The following is a 14,715-nucleotide window of genomic DNA, read 5'->3' on the forward strand; positions in this document are numbered from 1 at the left end:
CGGCGTAGCAGCGGATCGCCTTGACGGTCAGGCCGGTGCGCTGGGCCAGTTCGCCGATTGAGTAGTCCATGCCGCCACCCTCGGGCCTCCCCTTGCCGGAGAGGCAAGCCCTCAGCAGATCGACTGGGTCCCGGTGTTCAGCGCGCGCCGGTGCAGCCGGTCCAGGCGGTGCTGGAGCGCGCCGGTGAGCCCGGCCTCCAGCAGCAGCACCCGGCAGCGCAGGTCAGGGCGACGAATGTCCTTTGTGGACACCAGCTCGGCGAGCAGGCTGGTGGTCAGCTCGTCGAGGCGCTGCCGGATCACCGCGAGGTCCGGACGGGTGGCAGGCGCGTGGTCCGGGTGCCGGGTCCAGTAAGCGAACAGGCCGCGCTGCACCGCCTTGTTCGCGGTGATCTGGTCCTGGAAGAAGCGGACCGTGCCCTCCGGGTCCAAGCCGAGTGGGCCTGCCTTGGCGCGCACGGCGTCGAGCACCTGCTGTTCGCGCACCGGATCGTCGATCGGCTTGCCGGTGCCGAACTTCGAGGCGGCCACCAGGTCGCCCACCAGCAGCCGCTGGATCACCAGCTCGGTCAGCGGACCCAGCCTGCGGAGGTCCTGGGCCTCGACCGTCGCGGTGACCGGGGTGGCGGCCGCGGCGGCCGGGCCGCCGACGGTGAGGGCGCCGAGCAGGACCGAGACGAGCAGCGCGAGGCGACGGAGGCGCATGGCTCCACAGTAGGCTCACGACACTAGAGCGAGACCAGCAGCACCCCGCCCGCGACCGCGACCAGACCGGCGATCCGCCAGGCGGTGAGGCGTTCGCGCAGCACCAGCACGCCGAGCAGCACGCCCAGCACCACGTTCAGGGTGCGGCCGGTGGCCACCGCGCTCACCGGTTCCAGGGACATCGCCACCAGCACCAGGCCGTAGCTCGCCGGGGCCAGCACCGCGATCGGCAGCGCGCGCCGCCAGTGTGCCAGCACCGGGCGGACCGGGCGGCGGCGCAGCCGGACCACCGCCGACAGCAGCACCACCTGCCCGAGGTTGGCCACCGCGAGGTAGGACAGAACGTGGACGCCGAGCTGGTTCACCGCGTAGGCGTCCCACAGCGTGTAGGCGCAGCTGCACGCCGCCACGCCCAGTCCCAGCACCGTCCCGCGCGCCACCCCCTGCCGCTGCCACACCCGGTCCAGCGCCAGCACCCCGCCGAGCACCAGCCCGATCCCGCACCACGCCTGGAGCCGCGGCCAGCCCGCCCACGGGATGGTGGCCACGGTGACCAGCACCGGCGGCGTGCCCCGGCTGACCGGGTAGACCACGGAGAACTCGCCCGCGCGGTAGGCCTGTTGCAGCACCACGGCATAGGCGGTGTGCAGCACCATGCTGACCAGCGCCGGCCACACCGAGGGCAGCACCGTCCCGTTGGCCAGCGCCCAGCCCAGCAGCCCGAGCGAGGCCGGCGCGGCGATCACCGAGTACAGCCAGACGAACTCAGGTCCCTGCTGTGGCGCGGACTTCACCAGCAGGTTCCACCCGGCGTGGCACAGCGCGGCCACCGTCAACAACCCCAGAGCTATCACGTAGACAGTGTCTACCAGCTAGAGTAGACGGTGTCTACGAAGGGAGTGGCCGATGGTGGCGGACGATCTCCGGGAACAGCTGCTCGGCGCGGCCGCCGAACTGCTCGACCACAGCGGCGTGGAGGCGGTGACCATCCGGGAGACCGCCCGGCGCTGCGGCGTCTCGCACGGCGCGCCCCGCCGCCACTTCCCCTCGCGCACCAGCCTGCTCGGCCACCTGGCCGTCCGCGTCGCCGGTGAGCTCGGCGCCGCGCTGGACCGCACCGGCGAGGAACCGGACCGGCTCGCCCGCGCCTACCTCGACTTCGCCGCCGCCCGGCCACACGCCTTCGACCTGTTGCTGCGGCACGACCTGCTGGAGGCCTCCGGCGCGAACCTGCGCGCCACGATGATCCCGCTGGTCGGGCGCTGGTGCGCGGCCTGGCGGTCGGCGCACCCGGCGGACACCGACGAGGACGCGCTGGCCCGGCTGGTCGGCGTGCACGGCATCGCCTCGCTGGTCTCGCACCAGGCGCACCGGGCGATCGCCCTGGACGTGGACGCGCTGCTGGCCCGGGTGCTGGGCGGACCTAGGCTGCCCGCATGACGAAGATCGACCCCGCTACCACTGCCCTGGTGCTGGTGGACCTCCAGCGCCGGATCATCGCGCTGCCCACCACCCCGCACCCCGGCTCCGCGGTGCTGGCCAACGCGATCCGGCTGCGGGACGCCTTCCGTGCCGCCGGTGCGCCGATCGTGCTGGTGCAGGCCCATCGACCGAACGTCGAGCAGCCCGAGGGCAGTGAGCTCGACCCGGCGCTGGCCCCGGCCGAGGGCGAGGAGCTGGTCACCAAGCACACCATCGGCGCCTTCTACGGCACCGGGCTGGACGCCCACCTGCGTGCGCTGGGCGTGCGCACGGTGGTCTTCGGCGGGATCGCCACCGAGCTCGGGGTGGAGTCCACGCTGCGCGCCGCGGCCGACCACGGGTACGAGACGGTGGCGGCGGCGGATGCGATGACCGGTTTGTCCGCGCTCGCGCACGAGTCGGCGCTCACCGTGGTCTTCCCGCGGCTCGGCGAGGTGCTCAGCACCGAGGAGATCGTGGCCGCGCTGGGCTGAGACGGCTCCGCCGGGCTGCTCGTCCCCGGCTCGCCCAGCCCACCAGCACGGTGAGCGCGAAGGCAGGCAGCAGCGCGTTCAGCGCGGGCACACCCCACGGCGCGAGCAGCCCGATCGCGGCGGTGACCACCCAGATCAACAGTGCGCTGGGCACCCAGGCCGGGGGTGGTGCGGGCAGCTCACCGCTGGGGCGGGACTCCTCCAGCAGCGGTCGCCAGCGGCGCACCACGTAGTACTCGGCGGTGGCGATGCCCACCACCGGTGGCAGCACCCCGGCCAGCACCGCCAGCAGACTGTCCACAGTGGACAAAACTCCGGTGGCGGAGGCGATCGCGCCGAGCGCGCCCAGCAGCACGGTGAGCAGGCGCGGGCCGGGGCGGCGGCCGATCAGGGTGTCCAGCGCGTTGGCCAGGCTGAGGGTGCCGACGTAGAGGTTGAGGTTCTGGATGTTGGCGGTGGCGGTGATCAGCACCGCGATGCCCAGCAGGCCCGAGCCCGCGGTGACGATGGCGACCACGTCCTTGGTCTGGAAGGCCAGCGCCAGCGCGATTCCGCACAGGCCGATCAGCAGCTGGCCGAGCACGGTGCCGAACACGGTCAGCCGCACCACGTCCGCGCGGTTGCGGGTGAAGCGGGTGATGTCGGGCGCCACCACGATGCCGATGATCCACACCCCGACCACCGCGGTCACCCCGGCCGGAATCGACATCGCGCCGGTCGGCTCGGCCAGCGGGCGGTCCCAGAGCTGGGTCACGGCCAGATATGCCGACAGGGCAAGGAAAGCGGGCGCGGTGACCGCGGCGGTGCGGGCCATCACGGTGAAGCCGAACATCACGATCGCGGTGATCCCGGCGCCTGCGATGAGCGCCCACAGCCAGGTCGGCCCGCCGACGATGGTGTGCAGTCCTTGCGCCACAACGGTGTTGAGCACGCCGAACCAGCCGGTGACACAGCAGGCCAGCACCAGTCCGAGGATCGCCGAACCGTAGCGGCCCAGGCCGGTCCACCGGGTGAGCACGGTGGTGGCCAGCCCCTCGCGCATGCCCATGGCGCCCATGGCCAGCAGCGCCACGGTCTGGATCACCAGGCCCAGCACCAGAACCCCGGCCGCGGGCCAGAACCCCAGCGAGATCCCGAGCAGCGCGCCCAGCATCAGCAGGCCGATGTTGCCCGCCTGGCCGAAGGACTGCACCGCGACCGTCCGCCAACCGTGTCGCGCCGCGGGCGGAACCCGGCGCAGCGTGTAGTCCTCAGCCACGCGAGGGAGTATGGGGGGAGTTCACCGGTTGCGACCGGCGGACTGAAATTTCCCGTCGTGGCCCTGAAAACCTGGGCTACTCGGCGCGTTCGGCGTCCAGCTTGGCCAGTTCGCCGCGCGCCTCCTCGGCCTCGCGCATGCCCAGCTCGGCGAACAGGGCCAGTGCCTGCCGCCAGTGCCGGTGCGCGTCGGCCGGGCGGTCCAGGTCCTGCTGGATCCGGGCCAGGCAGCGGTGCGCGCAGGCTCGCTGGTAGGCATCGCCTACCTCGGCGGCCAGCGCCTCCGACCGGCGCGCGTAGTCCAGGGCCAGCTCGAACAGCCCGCCGCGCAACGCGGTCTGGCCCAGGCCGAGCAGCGCCTCGGACTCGTGGCCGGGACTGGCGATCTCCCTGGCCAGGGTCAGCGCCTGCTGGTAGTGCTCGCGCGCGGCCGCCAGCTCGCCAGTGTCGAAGCAGACATCGCCCAGGTTGCGCAGCGCGTAGCCGCGCAGTCCCCGGTCGCCGGTGTCCTCGGCGGCGGCCAGCGCCAGCCGCAGCTCCGTCAACGCGTCACCGCGACGGCCCAGCCCCCGGTAGCCCGCGCCCAGGCCGATCCGCGCGCCGATCTCCACCTGCCGGTCGCCGGTCTCCTCGGCCAGCGCGACCGCGCGCCGCAGGTGCGTCAGCGCCTCCTCGGCGCGGCCCAGCGCCGGGTAGGTGTGGCCGAGCCCGGTGAGCACGTGGCCCTGGAGGCTGACATCGCCCGCCTGCTCGGCCGCGGCCAGCGCCCGCTGGAAGTGCCGGAGCGCCTGCTCGTGCCTGCCCAGCCGCCGGTGGGTGAAGCCCAGCCCGGCCTGCGCGTAGCCCTGCACGCCGACCAGGCCGACCTTCTCGGCCAGCACCAGCGCCTTGGTCAGGTGCTCCAGCGCCAGCGGGTACCGGCCCTGCCACCAGTAGACGTAGCCGAGCCGGTACTGCGCCTGGCCCTCCAGCGCCTCGTCGCCAGCCGCGCGCGCGTGCGCGACCACCTTGCTGTGCAAGGCGTGGCCGTCGTCGTAGTAGCCGCGGAAGTTGAGGTAATGCTGGAGCGCGGCGGAGAGGTAGGCGGCGTGCTCCGGCGCGCAGTGGATGGCGGTGGTGATCAGGTTGCCGCGCTCGCGTTCCAGCCACATCCCGGCCAGCGCGCGGGTGCCCAGCTCCGGGCCCGGCCGGTCGGGGGCGGGGGAGTCGGTGCGCAGATGCTTGTCCACCGGGACCAAGGTGTTCATCGCGGCCGCGGTGCTGTGCCGGTAGAACTCGCACAGCCGGTCCAGCGCGGCCTGCCGCTCGCTCTCCTGCTCGCCGCAGGTGACCAGCTGGCGGGCGTGTGCGCGGCACAGGTCGTGGAAGCGGTAGCGGCCGGGCGCGGGCTGCTGGAGCAGGTGCACGTCGACCAGGTCCTCCAGGCCCTGCTCCACCTCCTCCGGGTCGCCGTCGGTCAGCGCGGTGGCGGCCCAGGCGTCCAGCTCCGCGCCGGGGTGCAGGCCGAGCAGCCGGAACAGCCGCTGCCGGGCGGGGGAGAGCTGCTGGTAGGACAGCGCGAACGCGGCCGCCACACCGACATCGCCCGCGGTCAGCTCACCCAGCCGTCGCCGCTCGTCGCGCAGCCGCGCGGCCAGGTGCTCCACCGTCCAGCTGGGCCTGCTGCGCAGCCGGGCCGCGGCGATCCGGATGGCCAGCGGCAGCGCGCCGCACAGCGTGACCACCTCGGCCACCGCCTCCGGTTCCGCGGTGGCCCGCTCGGACCCGGCGATCCGGGCGAACAGGGCGGTGGCGTCGCCGTCGGGCAGCACGTCCAGGGAGAGGATGTGCGCGGCCTCCAGGTCGGTCAGCCGGTGCCTGCTGGTGATCAGCACCAGGCATTCCGGGTTGCCCGGCAGCAGCGGGCGGACCTGGGCCGCGCTGGCCGCGTTGTCCAGCACCACCAGCGCTCGCTTCCCGGCCAAGTGCCGCCGCCACAGCCCGGCCCGCGCCTGGAGCTCGTGCGGGATCTTCTCCCCGGGCACGCCCATCGAACGCAGCAGGGTGTGCAGCGCGGCGGCCGGTTCGGTGGGCTGGTGGTCCTCGGTGTGCGCGTGCAGGTCCAGGAACAGCTGGGCATCGGGGTAGCGGTCGGCGATCTGGTGCGCGGCCCGCACCGCCAGCGTGGTCTTGCCGATCCCGGCCATCCCGTCGATCGCGGTGATCACCACCGCGCTGCTCGCCCCCGGCACCGCGGGCAGCCGGTCCAGCACCCGCCGCAGCTCCTCGTCCCGGCCGGTGAAGTCGTCGATGTCCCTGGGCAGCAACCGCCACGCGGGCGCGGCCGCCTCGGGCGCGGGCGCGGCCAGTGCGCTGTCCCCGGCCAGCATCCGCTGGTGCAGCGCGCGCAGGTCCGCGCCGGGCTCGATGCCCATCTCCTCGATCAGCGCGGTGCGCACCCGGTGGAAGGTTTGCAGGGCCTCGGCTTGCCGCCCGCCGCGGTAGAGCGCCACCATCAGCTGACCGGCCAGCCGTTCGTCCAGCGGCCGCTGCTCGGCCCACGCGGTCAGCCTGGGCAGCAGGTCGAGGTGCTTGCCGCAGCGCAGCGCCACCTCAACGTGGTCCAGCTCCGCGGCCACCCGCACCCGCTCGAACCCGGCCCGCACCTGGGCGAACCACGGCGTGTCGAACCCGGCGAACGGCTCGTCCCGGCACAGCTGGAAGGCCTGCTCGAACAGCGCCAGCCGCTCGGTGTCGGAGTCACTGGCCCTGGCCGCCGCGACCAGCCGCCGGAAGCGGTGCAGGTCCACGGACTGCTCGTCCACGGTGAGCACGTAGCCGCCGGACTGCCGCTGGATCCGCACCTGGCCGGTCTCGTCCAGGACCTGCCGCAGCCGGGTGAGGTAGCTGCGCAAGGTGCCCCCGGCCCGCTGCGGCAGCCGCTCGCCCCAGACCCGCTCGATCAGCTGGTCGGCGGTGACCGCCTGGTTGGCGTTGACCAGCAACGCGGCCAGCACCCGCCGCTGCCGGGCAGGCCCCAGATCGAGCAGCCGCCCGCCTGCCCGCGCCTCGACCCCGCCCAGCACCAGGAACTCGACCGTCACGCATCCCCCTGTCGTCACCCCCGGCTTACCAGCCCCGAGCAGCGAGTTCAACGTTCATTCAACGTCTTCGCGGCCGGCGTCCGGCAGAGTGTGGCAGGGAGCGGGCTGCCCACTACCTGGGGGTGCGGGCAGCCCGCCAATCGTTTTCCCGGCTCAGCAGCACTCCTTCTGCGGCTCGCCGAAGACCTCCACCTGGGGCAGGTCGTGGCCGAGCCGGTCGCGTTTGGCGGTCAGGTAGCCGATGTTGTGCCGGTTGGCCGGCATCACCAGCGGGACCCTGGCCACCACCGGGATGCCGTGGGCCTCCAGGGCCTGGAACTTGTCCGGGTTGTTCGACAGCAGGCGCACCGAGCGGATCCGCAGGTGCCGCAGCACCTTCGCGGCCGGGCCGTAGTCCCTGGTGTCCACCGGCAGGCCGAGTTCGGTGGCCGAGTCCAGGGTGTCCAGGCCCTGCTCGTCCTGCAGCACGTGCGTGCGGACCTTGGCCACCAGGCCGATGCCCCGGCCCTCGTGGCCGCGCAGGTAGACCAGTACCCCGCTGCCCTCGCGCACGATCGCGTCCAGCGCCCCGTTGAGCTGCTCGCCGCACTCGCAGCGCATGGCGCCGAGGATGTCCCCGGTCAGGCACTCCGAGTGCACGCGCACCAGCACGTCCTCCCGGTCCCGCGCGCAGCCGTAGACCAGTGCCAGGTGCTCGTGGCCGTCCGCCCAGAACGCGATGGCCCGGAACCTGCCACGCCGCGTGACCAGGTCGGATTCGGCGATCTCGGTGTCGCTGAAGGCTTGTGTGTACATCCGGCCTCTCCTCACCCCAGTCCGGCCGGGCGTTGTCTACGCTCGGCCGGAGGTTGCCCCGTTTTCCGCACTGCCCTGGAGGTCACCCTGTTCAGCATCACCGTCCGTGATCACGTCATGGTCGCCCACAGCTTCCGGGGCGAGGTCTTCGGTCCGGCACAACGCCTGCACGGAGCTACGTTCGTGGTGGACGCCCGGTTCAGCCGGGCGGAGCTGGATCCGGACAACATCGTCGTCGACATCGGACTGGCCACCAGCGAGCTGGGCGAGGTGCTGGCCGAGCTCAACTACCGCAACCTGGATGAAGTGCCCGTTTTCGCCGGGATCAACACTTCCACCGAGTTCCTGGCCAAGCACATCGCCGACCAGCTGGCCGCCAGGGTGCACGCCGGATCGCTCGGCGAGGGGGCGCGCGGGCTGGCCAAGATCGAGGTCACCCTGCACGAGTCGCACGTGGCCTGGGCGAGCTACGAACGCCCGCTGTGACCGTCTGGTTCGTGCTGCCCGGCGACATCGACGACCGGGCCGCGCCCAGCGGCGGCAACGTCTACGACCGCAGGGTGAGCCAGCAGCTGACCGCCCTGGGCGTGGACGTGCGCGAGGTCGCGATTCCCGGGACCTGGCCGCAGCCGGGCCCGGCCAGCCGGGCCGCGCTGGCGGCGGCACTGGCCGACCGCCCGGCCGGGGCGGTGGTGCTGCTGGACGGGCTGGTCGCCTGCGGGGTGCCTGAGCTGCTGCGACCAGAGGCGGACCGGCTCAACCTGGTGGTGCTGGTGCACCTGCCGCTGGCGGATGAGACCGGCCTGGACCCGGCGCTGGCCGACCGGTTGGACGGGGCCGAGCGGGCCGGCCTGCGCGCCGCCCGCGCGGTGGTCGCCACCAGCTCCTGGGCCGCGCGGCGGCTGGTCGAGCGGCACGGGCTGGCCGCCGAGCTGGTGCACACGGTGCTGCCGGGCGTGGACCCCGCGCAGCAGGCGCCCGGCACGGACGGGGTGTCCGGGCTGCTGTGCGTGGCCTCGGTGACCCCGCGCAAGGGCCACGACCTGCTGGCCGAGGCGCTCGCGACGGTCGCCGACCTGCCCTGGTGGTGCCGGTGCGCGGGGCCGATGCGGGACCAGGCGCAGCTGCGGCTGGTGCGGGAGATCGTCGAGCGGCATGGGCTGGCCGGGCGGATGGAACTGCTCGGGCCGCTGACCGGGGCACCGCTGGAACAGGAGTACCGCGCGGCCGACCTGCTGGTGCTGCCCTCCCGCGCGGAGACCTACGGCATGGTGGTCACCGAGGCGCTGGCCAGGGGGGTCCCGGTGCTGGCCACCTCGGGCAGCGGCGTGCCGGAGGCCCTCGGTGACGGCGGCCTGCTGGTCCCGCCGGGTGATCCAGCCGCGCTCGCCGCGGCGCTGCGGCGCTGGCTGACCGATGCCGACTTGCGGCGTGGCCTGCGGGTTTCCGCGCGCCGGCGGCGGGCGGAGCTGCCGAGCTGGGTGGATTCCGCCAGGGATCTGGAGCGGGTGCTGGCTACTGTGCGCGCATGACCTACACCCCGGAATGGCTGGCCTTGCGCGAACCGGTGGACGCCGAGTCGCGTGCCACCGAGCTGCTCGACCCGCTGCGCGCCGCGCTCGACCCCGCGGCCGGGCTGGTCATCCACGACCTGGGCTGCGGCAGCGGTTCCCAGGCCCGCTGGTTGTCCGGGCGGCTGCCCGGCCCGCAACGCTGGGTGCTGCACGACCAGGATCCGCGCCTGCTCGCCCTGGCCGAGGCGAGCCTGGACGTGCCGGTGGAGATCCGCCAGGGCGATCTCGGCGACCTGCGCGCCGAGCACCTGGCCGGGGCCGCGCTGGTGACCGGTTCGGCGCTGCTGGACCTGTTCACCACCGAGCAGCTGAACGGATTGGTGTCGGCCATCGTAGAAGCCGGTGTGCCAGCTTTGTTCACCCTCTCCGTCGCCGGGCGGATCGACCTGGACCCGGCCGAGGCGCTCGACGCCGAGTTCGAGGCCGCCTTCAACGACCACCAGCGCCGCCACGGCCTGCTCGGCCCGGACGCGCCTGCCGCGACCACCGAGGCCTTCGAGCGCCACGGCTACCGGGTGACCACCCGGCCCAGCACCTGGCGGCTCGGCCCTGATCGGCCCGAGCTGACCACGGAATGGCTGCACGGCTGGGTCGGCGCGGCCGTCGAACAGGAACCCCGGCTGGCCGCGCAGGCCCCGGAGTACCTGCGGCGCAGGCAGGCAGGCGAGTTCCGGGCCCTGGTGCACCACGTGGACCAGCTCGCGCTACCGGGGGCGGGCTGATGCGCGCGCTCTGGCCGTGGCTGCGACTGGTCGCGGCGGCGGGCATCCTGGTCGCGCTGGGCTGGCAGCTGGGCGCGGGCGCGGTGCTGGACGGACTGCGCTCGATCAGCTTCGGCTCGGTGCTCGCGGCATTGGGCATCGGGCTGCTGACCACCCTGGCGAGCGCGCAGCGGTGGCGGCTGGTGGCCGGCGGGCTCGCGCTGCCGCTGACGCTGGGACGGGCGGTCGCCGACTACTACCGGGGGCAGCTGCTGAACGCGGTGCTGCCGGCCGGGGTGCTCGGGGATGTGCACCGGGCGGTGAGCCACGGCAAGGAGTCCGGGGACCTGGGGCGCGGGGTGCGGGCGGTGGTGTTCGAGCGGTTCGCGGGGCAGGTGGTGCTGATCGCGACTGGGGTCGGGGTGCTGGTGAGCGGGGCCGTGCCCGCGCTGAGTTTCGCGCCGGGCGTTGCGGGCCAGAGCGGGGCGGGATCTGGCGCGGGCTACGGCGCTGCCGATTCAGTTGCGGGCCAAGGCGGGACTATGTTGCCACTCGGCTCGATCTTGGTGGGCCTGTTGCTGCTCGCCGGGATCGCCGTCGTGCTGCTGTTGCGCCGCAAGCCCGCGGTGCGCCGCGAGCTCTCCGCGACCCTCGCCGACGCCAGGTCGCTGCTCGCGGGCGGTCTGCTGCTCCGGGTCACCCTGCTCTCCGCGGCCGGGGTCGCCGGGCACGTCCTGCTCTTCCTGGTGGCCGCCAGGGTCGCGGGCGTGACCGCGCCGCTGGGTCAGCTGCTGCCGTTGTTGGTGCTGGCGCTGCTGGTGATGGCGGTGCCGGTCAACCTCGGCGGGTTCGGGCCGCGTGAGGCGTTCCTGGCGGTGGCCTTCGGCGCGGCCGGGCTCGGCGCGGCACAGGGGCTGGCCACCGGGGTGGTGTACGGGGCGCTGGCGCTGGTGTCCGCGCTGCCCGGGGTGCTGACGCTGCTACCCCGGCAGCGCCGCGAGGGTGTGCCGGAACGTCTCGACCAGTCCGGCCAGCAGCTCGGCGCCCTTGCGCGCTGAGGCCAGCGAAGGACGGCCGATGACCCCGGACTCGGTGTAGGCGGCCAGGCCCAGGGTCAGCAGGTGCGGGCGGTCCCCGGCGTCGTGGTCGCTGGTCTCGAATCCGGGGCGCAGCAGTTCCGGGTTGGTGTGCAACAAGATTGAGGTTTCCAGCTCGCCCGCGTGCATGTCCGCGCGGGCGGAGGTCTTGATCCCGGCCCGCTCCCGCGCGGCCCGCCAGTCCGCCGAACCGGGGAACAGGGCCAGGCCCTCGGACTCCTGGACCAGGTTGGACAGCACGTAGTTGCCGCCGTGTGCGTTGACCAGCACCAGGTTCGGCACCCCGGACTTCCGCAGCGAGCCCGCGATGTCGCGCACGACCGCGTACAGCGTGGGCGCGCTGATGCTCACCGTGCCCGGCCAGGCCGAGTGCTCGTGCGAGCAGGAGATGGTGATCGGCGGCAGCAGCTGGAGCGGGTGCGCGGCGGCGAGCTCGCGGGCGATCGCGCAGGCGATGAGCGTGTCGGTGGCCAGCGGCAGGTGTGGGCCGTGCTGCTCGTGGCTGCCCACCGGCAGCAGGGCCACCCTGGCCCCGCGCTCGCGGACGTCCACGGTGGTGTCGGTCGGGAGCATGTCAGGCACCGTAGTCAATGCGGTGGCACAGCGCCGGGAGCGAGCCGTCGGCCAGCCTGGGCAGCACCTCGGGCAGTTCCTCGAACGGGCTCGACCCGGTGATCAGCGCGTCGAACACCGGATCGGCCAGCAGCTCAAGGGACAACGCCATCCGCTGGGCGTAGTCGCGGTCCGGCCGGGCCACCGTGCCCACCTGGCTGCCCCGGATGCGCAGCCTGCGCGAGTGGAACGCCTCGCCCAGCGGCAGGCTGACCCGCCGGTCGCCGTACCAGCTCAGCTCGACCACCTCGCCCTCCGGCGCGAGCAGCTCCAGGGACAGGGCCAGGCCGGCCTCGCTGGCGCTGGCGTGCAGCACCCGGTCGTTGTCCCGCAACGCCTGCTCCGGCGCGGCGAAGGACACGCCAAGCGCCTCGGCCACCGCGGCCCGGCTGGGATCGGTGTCCACCAGCTGGACCCGGACGCCGGGGAAGCGGGCCAGCAGCGCGGCCGCACTGCACCCGATCATCCCGCCGCCGACCACCGCGATCCGGTCGCCGACCATCGGCCTGGCGTCCCAGAGCGCGTTCACCGCGGTCTCCACCGTGCCGGCCAGCACCGCGCGCGCCGGTGGCACGGCATCCGGCACCGGGGTGACCGCGCGCAAGCCCACCACGTACTCGGTCTGGTGTGGATAGAGGCAGAACACGGTGCGCCCCACCAGGTGCCGCGGCCCTTGTTTGACCACCCCGACGTTGAGGTAGCCGTACTTGACCGGCCAGGGGAACTCGCCCTCCTGGAATGGCGCCCGCATGAGCGCGTGCTGGTTCGGTGGCACGCCGCCGCGCAGCACCAGGGTCTCGGTGCCCCGGCTGACCGCGGTGTGCAGCGTCCGGACCAGGACGTCACCCGGTCCCGGTTCGGGTGGAAAAACCGGTCGGATCTCACAATTTCCCGGACCGGTGACCCAAAGTGCCCTTGCTGAACGTTTCACCAATGGAACCTCCGAGAAAGCGGACGACGGTGAGGGACCGATGACCACACTTCAGCACACCACGGCACCCGCCGTGCCCGAGCAGGCCGGGTGGGTCGTCGCCCAGGTCCTGCTGCTCGGCCTCATCGGCGGCACGATCGGGCTGGGCAGTCTGGGCTGGCTCACCGGACTCGCCTACGCCACCGCCACCTTCTTCCTGGTCAGCCACGCGCTGCGGCGCGCGGGAACCACCCTGGGGCCAGCCGACCGGGTCACGCTGGCCAGGGGCGGGCTGGTCGGGGTGGTCACCGCGCTGGTGGCCGACCGGGCCGAGGCCGGCACCCTGCTGGTGGTGCTGGCCGCGGTCGCGCTGGCACTGGACTGTGTGGACGGACAGGTGGCCAGGCGCACCGGCACCACCTCGGCCTTCGGCGCCCGGTTCGACATGGAGGTCGACGCCTTCCTGATCCTGGTGCTCAGCGTGCACGTCTCGCTGCACCTGGGGCCGTGGGTGCTGCTGATCGGCGCGGCCAGGTACCTGTTCGTGGCCGCTTCCTGGGTGCTGCCCTGGCTGCGCGGGGCACTGCCGCACAGCCTGGCGCGCAAGGCGGTGGCCGCGGCGCAGGGCATCGTGCTGGTGGTGGCCGCCTCGGCGGTGCTGCCGTACGCGGAGGTGCTCACCGCGGCCGCGCTGGGCACGCTGCTGTGGTCCTTTGGCCGCGACATCGCCTGGCTGCGGCGACAGGCGCCCGTTCTGGTGGAAGGATCCCGTCATGGCTGAACCGGCGTCCCCCGCGCGCATCGCGGGCACGGTCGCACTCTGGGTGCTGCGGGTGCTGCTCGCCGCCTACTTCGTCTACAGCGGCTACCTGCTGCTGGGTGACGGCCTGGTGGGCAAGTTCGACAAGATCGGCATGGGCCAGTGGCTGCGCTACCTCACCGGCGTGCTGGAGATCGCGGGCGCGGCAGGCCTGCTCGTCCCGCGCCTGGGCGGGCTGGCCGCGCTGGGCCTGGCCGGGGTGATGACCGGCGCGGTGGCCACCGAGCTGTTCCTGTTGCGGGACACCGCGGGCGCGCAGCTGCCCGCGACCCTGCTGGCGCTGGCCGCGGTGGTCGCGGTCTTCCGCTGGCCGGACGTGACCGGCGCGCTCAGGCTGCTCCGTCCCGCTTCGGCAGGTACCGCAACACCGCCACGTCCCCAAGCCGGGTGACCTCGTCCAGGTGGAACCGCCGGGCCGGGCCGCCCGGGAAATCGGCCGGGTTCACAAACCGCGGCGCGGTGGCCTGGCCGATGAGCATGGGCGCGATGGCGATCCGGACCTCGTCGGCCAGTCCCGCGGCGAGGAAGGCGGTGTGGATGCTGCCGCCGCCCTCCACCATCAGCCTGCCCACACCCCGGGCCCCAAGATCGTCCAGCAACGCCCCGAGCTCAACCTCGGCGCCGAGGGAGACGACCGTGGCCAGCTCACCCACTTGCGCGGTGGCGGCCGGTGCGCCGGAATCGGTGGTGTACACCAGCTTCTGGCCGCCGCAGTGCCAGAACTTGAGCCCGGGGTCCAGCTCGCCGGAGCCGGTCACGGCCACCTTCACCGGGTACTCGGGCAGCCCCCGCGCGATCCGGGAGGCCCGGCGGTCCTGGCAGTTGACCAGCAGGCGGGGATTGTCCGCGCGGATGGTGGCGGCCCCGACGAGGATGGCGTCGGACTCGGCGCGCAACTGGTCCACCCGGTCGAAGTCCTCGGCGTTGGACAGCGGAAACCGTTGCGGGCTCACGTCATCGATGTAGCCGTCCACGCTGACGGCGACGCTGAGCAACACGTGCGGACGGGTCACGTCTGGACACGCTACCCGTGAACCGGCCGCGACCGGCCCACGTCTACCCAGACAGCGCAACGCTTGGACGAGAGGACGGCGAATGTCGACTGTGGACGGTCGCGCGGCCGGGGACGCGGCGGACACCCGGCGCACCGCCGCCGCGCCCCGCACCGCCAAGCCCGCCGCACCGCGCCTGCCCGCGCCCGCTGAG

Annotated in this window: 16 protein-coding genes; 8 read left to right on the top strand and 8 right to left on the bottom strand. The window is 73.5% G+C overall.

The window, feature by feature from the left end:
• Positions 1 to 111: 111 nt before the first annotated feature.
• A complete protein-coding gene (locus tag ACWDY5_RS28625) occupies positions 112 to 705 on the bottom strand; it encodes a chorismate mutase (RefSeq protein ID WP_449725260.1) in 594 nt (197 codons plus the stop codon).
• A 23-nt stretch (positions 706 to 728) separates the two neighbouring features.
• Positions 729 to 1,559 carry an EamA family transporter gene (locus tag ACWDY5_RS28630; RefSeq protein ID WP_449725261.1) on the bottom strand — a complete coding sequence of 277 codons (831 nt, stop codon included), beginning with the start codon at positions 1,557 to 1,559 and terminating at the stop codon, positions 729 to 731.
• A gap of 52 nt (positions 1,560 to 1,611) precedes the next feature.
• Between ACWDY5_RS28630 and ACWDY5_RS28635 the strand changes: the two genes are divergently transcribed.
• Positions 1,612 to 2,145 carry a TetR/AcrR family transcriptional regulator gene (locus ACWDY5_RS28635; RefSeq protein WP_449725262.1) on the top strand — a complete coding sequence of 178 codons (534 nt, stop codon included), beginning with the start codon at positions 1,612 to 1,614 and terminating at the stop codon, positions 2,143 to 2,145.
• Entirely contained in the window at positions 2,142 to 2,660 is a 519-nt protein-coding gene (locus tag ACWDY5_RS28640; protein ID WP_449725263.1) for an isochorismatase family protein, read from the top strand. Before ACWDY5_RS28635 ends, ACWDY5_RS28640 begins: the two co-directional genes overlap by 4 nt.
• On the opposite strand, the gene ACWDY5_RS28645 is transcribed toward ACWDY5_RS28640, so the two are convergent.
• The 3 genes from ACWDY5_RS28645 to ACWDY5_RS28655 all read right to left on the bottom strand — a co-directional run bounded on the left by ACWDY5_RS28645 (position 2,626) and on the right by ACWDY5_RS28655 (position 7,795).
• Positions 2,626 to 3,918 (bottom strand): purine-cytosine permease family protein, encoded by a 1,293-nt coding sequence (locus ACWDY5_RS28645; protein ID WP_449725264.1) that lies wholly within the window; start codon positions 3,916 to 3,918, stop codon positions 2,626 to 2,628. The two genes, ACWDY5_RS28640 and ACWDY5_RS28645, sit on opposite strands and share 35 nt — an antisense overlap.
• Before the next feature lie 76 nt (positions 3,919 to 3,994).
• Positions 3,995 to 7,000: a BTAD domain-containing putative transcriptional regulator gene (locus tag ACWDY5_RS28650; protein ID WP_449725265.1), complete on the bottom strand. Its 3,006-nt coding sequence runs from the start codon at positions 6,998 to 7,000 to the stop codon at positions 3,995 to 3,997.
• A gap of 153 nt (positions 7,001 to 7,153) precedes the next feature.
• Entirely contained in the window at positions 7,154 to 7,795 is a 642-nt protein-coding gene (locus ACWDY5_RS28655) for a GTP cyclohydrolase II (protein ID WP_449725266.1), read from the bottom strand.
• Positions 7,796 to 7,882: 87 nt separating this feature from the next.
• On the opposite strand from ACWDY5_RS28655, the gene ACWDY5_RS28660 reads away from it, so the two are divergent.
• From ACWDY5_RS28660 to ACWDY5_RS28675, 4 genes are read left to right on the top strand one after another with little or no spacing between them, the layout of a single operon-like run.
• A complete protein-coding gene (locus ACWDY5_RS28660; RefSeq protein ID WP_449725276.1) occupies positions 7,883 to 8,281 on the top strand; it encodes a 6-pyruvoyl trahydropterin synthase family protein in 399 nt (132 codons plus the stop codon).
• Positions 8,278 to 9,327 (top strand): glycosyltransferase family 4 protein, encoded by a 1,050-nt coding sequence (locus tag ACWDY5_RS28665; protein WP_449725267.1) that lies wholly within the window; start codon positions 8,278 to 8,280, stop codon positions 9,325 to 9,327. Before ACWDY5_RS28660 ends, ACWDY5_RS28665 begins: the two co-directional genes overlap by 4 nt.
• Positions 9,324 to 10,091, top strand: a complete 768-nt coding sequence (locus tag ACWDY5_RS28670; RefSeq protein ID WP_449725268.1) for a methyltransferase domain-containing protein — start codon at positions 9,324 to 9,326, stop codon at positions 10,089 to 10,091. Before ACWDY5_RS28665 ends, ACWDY5_RS28670 begins: the two co-directional genes overlap by 4 nt.
• A complete protein-coding gene (locus ACWDY5_RS28675) occupies positions 10,091 to 11,128 on the top strand; it encodes a lysylphosphatidylglycerol synthase transmembrane domain-containing protein (RefSeq protein ID WP_449725269.1) in 1,038 nt (345 codons plus the stop codon). Before ACWDY5_RS28670 ends, ACWDY5_RS28675 begins: the two co-directional genes overlap by 1 nt.
• Here ACWDY5_RS28675 and ACWDY5_RS28680 read toward each other — a convergent pair.
• Complete coding sequence (locus ACWDY5_RS28680; protein ID WP_449725270.1) at positions 11,051 to 11,740, bottom strand: creatininase family protein; 690 nt, start codon at positions 11,738 to 11,740, stop codon at positions 11,051 to 11,053. The two genes, ACWDY5_RS28675 and ACWDY5_RS28680, sit on opposite strands and share 78 nt — an antisense overlap.
• Before the next feature lies 1 nt (position 11,741).
• Positions 11,742 to 12,710 carry a zinc-dependent alcohol dehydrogenase gene (locus ACWDY5_RS28685; protein ID WP_449725271.1) on the bottom strand — a complete coding sequence of 323 codons (969 nt, stop codon included), beginning with the start codon at positions 12,708 to 12,710 and terminating at the stop codon, positions 11,742 to 11,744.
• A gap of 40 nt (positions 12,711 to 12,750) precedes the next feature.
• Here ACWDY5_RS28685 and ACWDY5_RS28690 point away from each other — a divergent pair, with 40 nt between their 5' ends.
• Together ACWDY5_RS28690 and ACWDY5_RS28695 are read left to right on the top strand one after the other, a co-directional pair.
• Entirely contained in the window at positions 12,751 to 13,470 is a 720-nt protein-coding gene (locus tag ACWDY5_RS28690; protein WP_449725272.1) for a CDP-alcohol phosphatidyltransferase family protein, read from the top strand.
• Positions 13,463 to 13,900: a DoxX family protein gene (locus tag ACWDY5_RS28695; protein WP_449725273.1), complete on the top strand. Its 438-nt coding sequence runs from the start codon at positions 13,463 to 13,465 to the stop codon at positions 13,898 to 13,900. Before ACWDY5_RS28690 ends, ACWDY5_RS28695 begins: the two co-directional genes overlap by 8 nt.
• Here the strand turns inward: ACWDY5_RS28695 and ACWDY5_RS28700 are convergent.
• The gene (locus tag ACWDY5_RS28700; RefSeq protein ID WP_449725274.1) at positions 13,839 to 14,522 is read right to left on the bottom strand and encodes a RibD family protein; all 684 of its coding nucleotides are present in this window, start codon (positions 14,520 to 14,522) and stop codon (positions 13,839 to 13,841) included. The genes ACWDY5_RS28695 and ACWDY5_RS28700 overlap by 62 nt on opposite strands.
• Positions 14,523 to 14,715: the final 193 nt, after the last annotated feature.

Source organism: Crossiella sp. NPDC003009 (assembly GCF_053591555.1).

Coding starts and splice junctions, on each gene's coding strand:
- ACWDY5_RS28625 (WP_449725260.1), bottom strand. CDS start 705: ATGCGCCTCCGTCGCCTCGCGCTGCTCGTCTCGGTCCTGCTCGGCGCC.
- ACWDY5_RS28635 (WP_449725262.1), top strand. CDS start 1,612: ATGGTGGCGGACGATCTCCGGGAACAGCTGCTCGGCGCGGCCGCCGAA.
- ACWDY5_RS28640 (WP_449725263.1), top strand. CDS start 2,142: ATGACGAAGATCGACCCCGCTACCACTGCCCTGGTGCTGGTGGACCTC.
- ACWDY5_RS28655 (WP_449725266.1), bottom strand. CDS start 7,795: ATGTACACACAAGCCTTCAGCGACACCGAGATCGCCGAATCCGACCTG.
- ACWDY5_RS28670 (WP_449725268.1), top strand. CDS start 9,324: ATGACCTACACCCCGGAATGGCTGGCCTTGCGCGAACCGGTGGACGCC.
- ACWDY5_RS28675 (WP_449725269.1), top strand. CDS start 10,091: ATGCGCGCGCTCTGGCCGTGGCTGCGACTGGTCGCGGCGGCGGGCATC.
- ACWDY5_RS28680 (WP_449725270.1), bottom strand. CDS start 11,740: ATGCTCCCGACCGACACCACCGTGGACGTCCGCGAGCGCGGGGCCAGG.
- ACWDY5_RS28690 (WP_449725272.1), top strand. CDS start 12,751: ATGACCACACTTCAGCACACCACGGCACCCGCCGTGCCCGAGCAGGCC.
- ACWDY5_RS28695 (WP_449725273.1), top strand. CDS start 13,463: ATGGCTGAACCGGCGTCCCCCGCGCGCATCGCGGGCACGGTCGCACTC.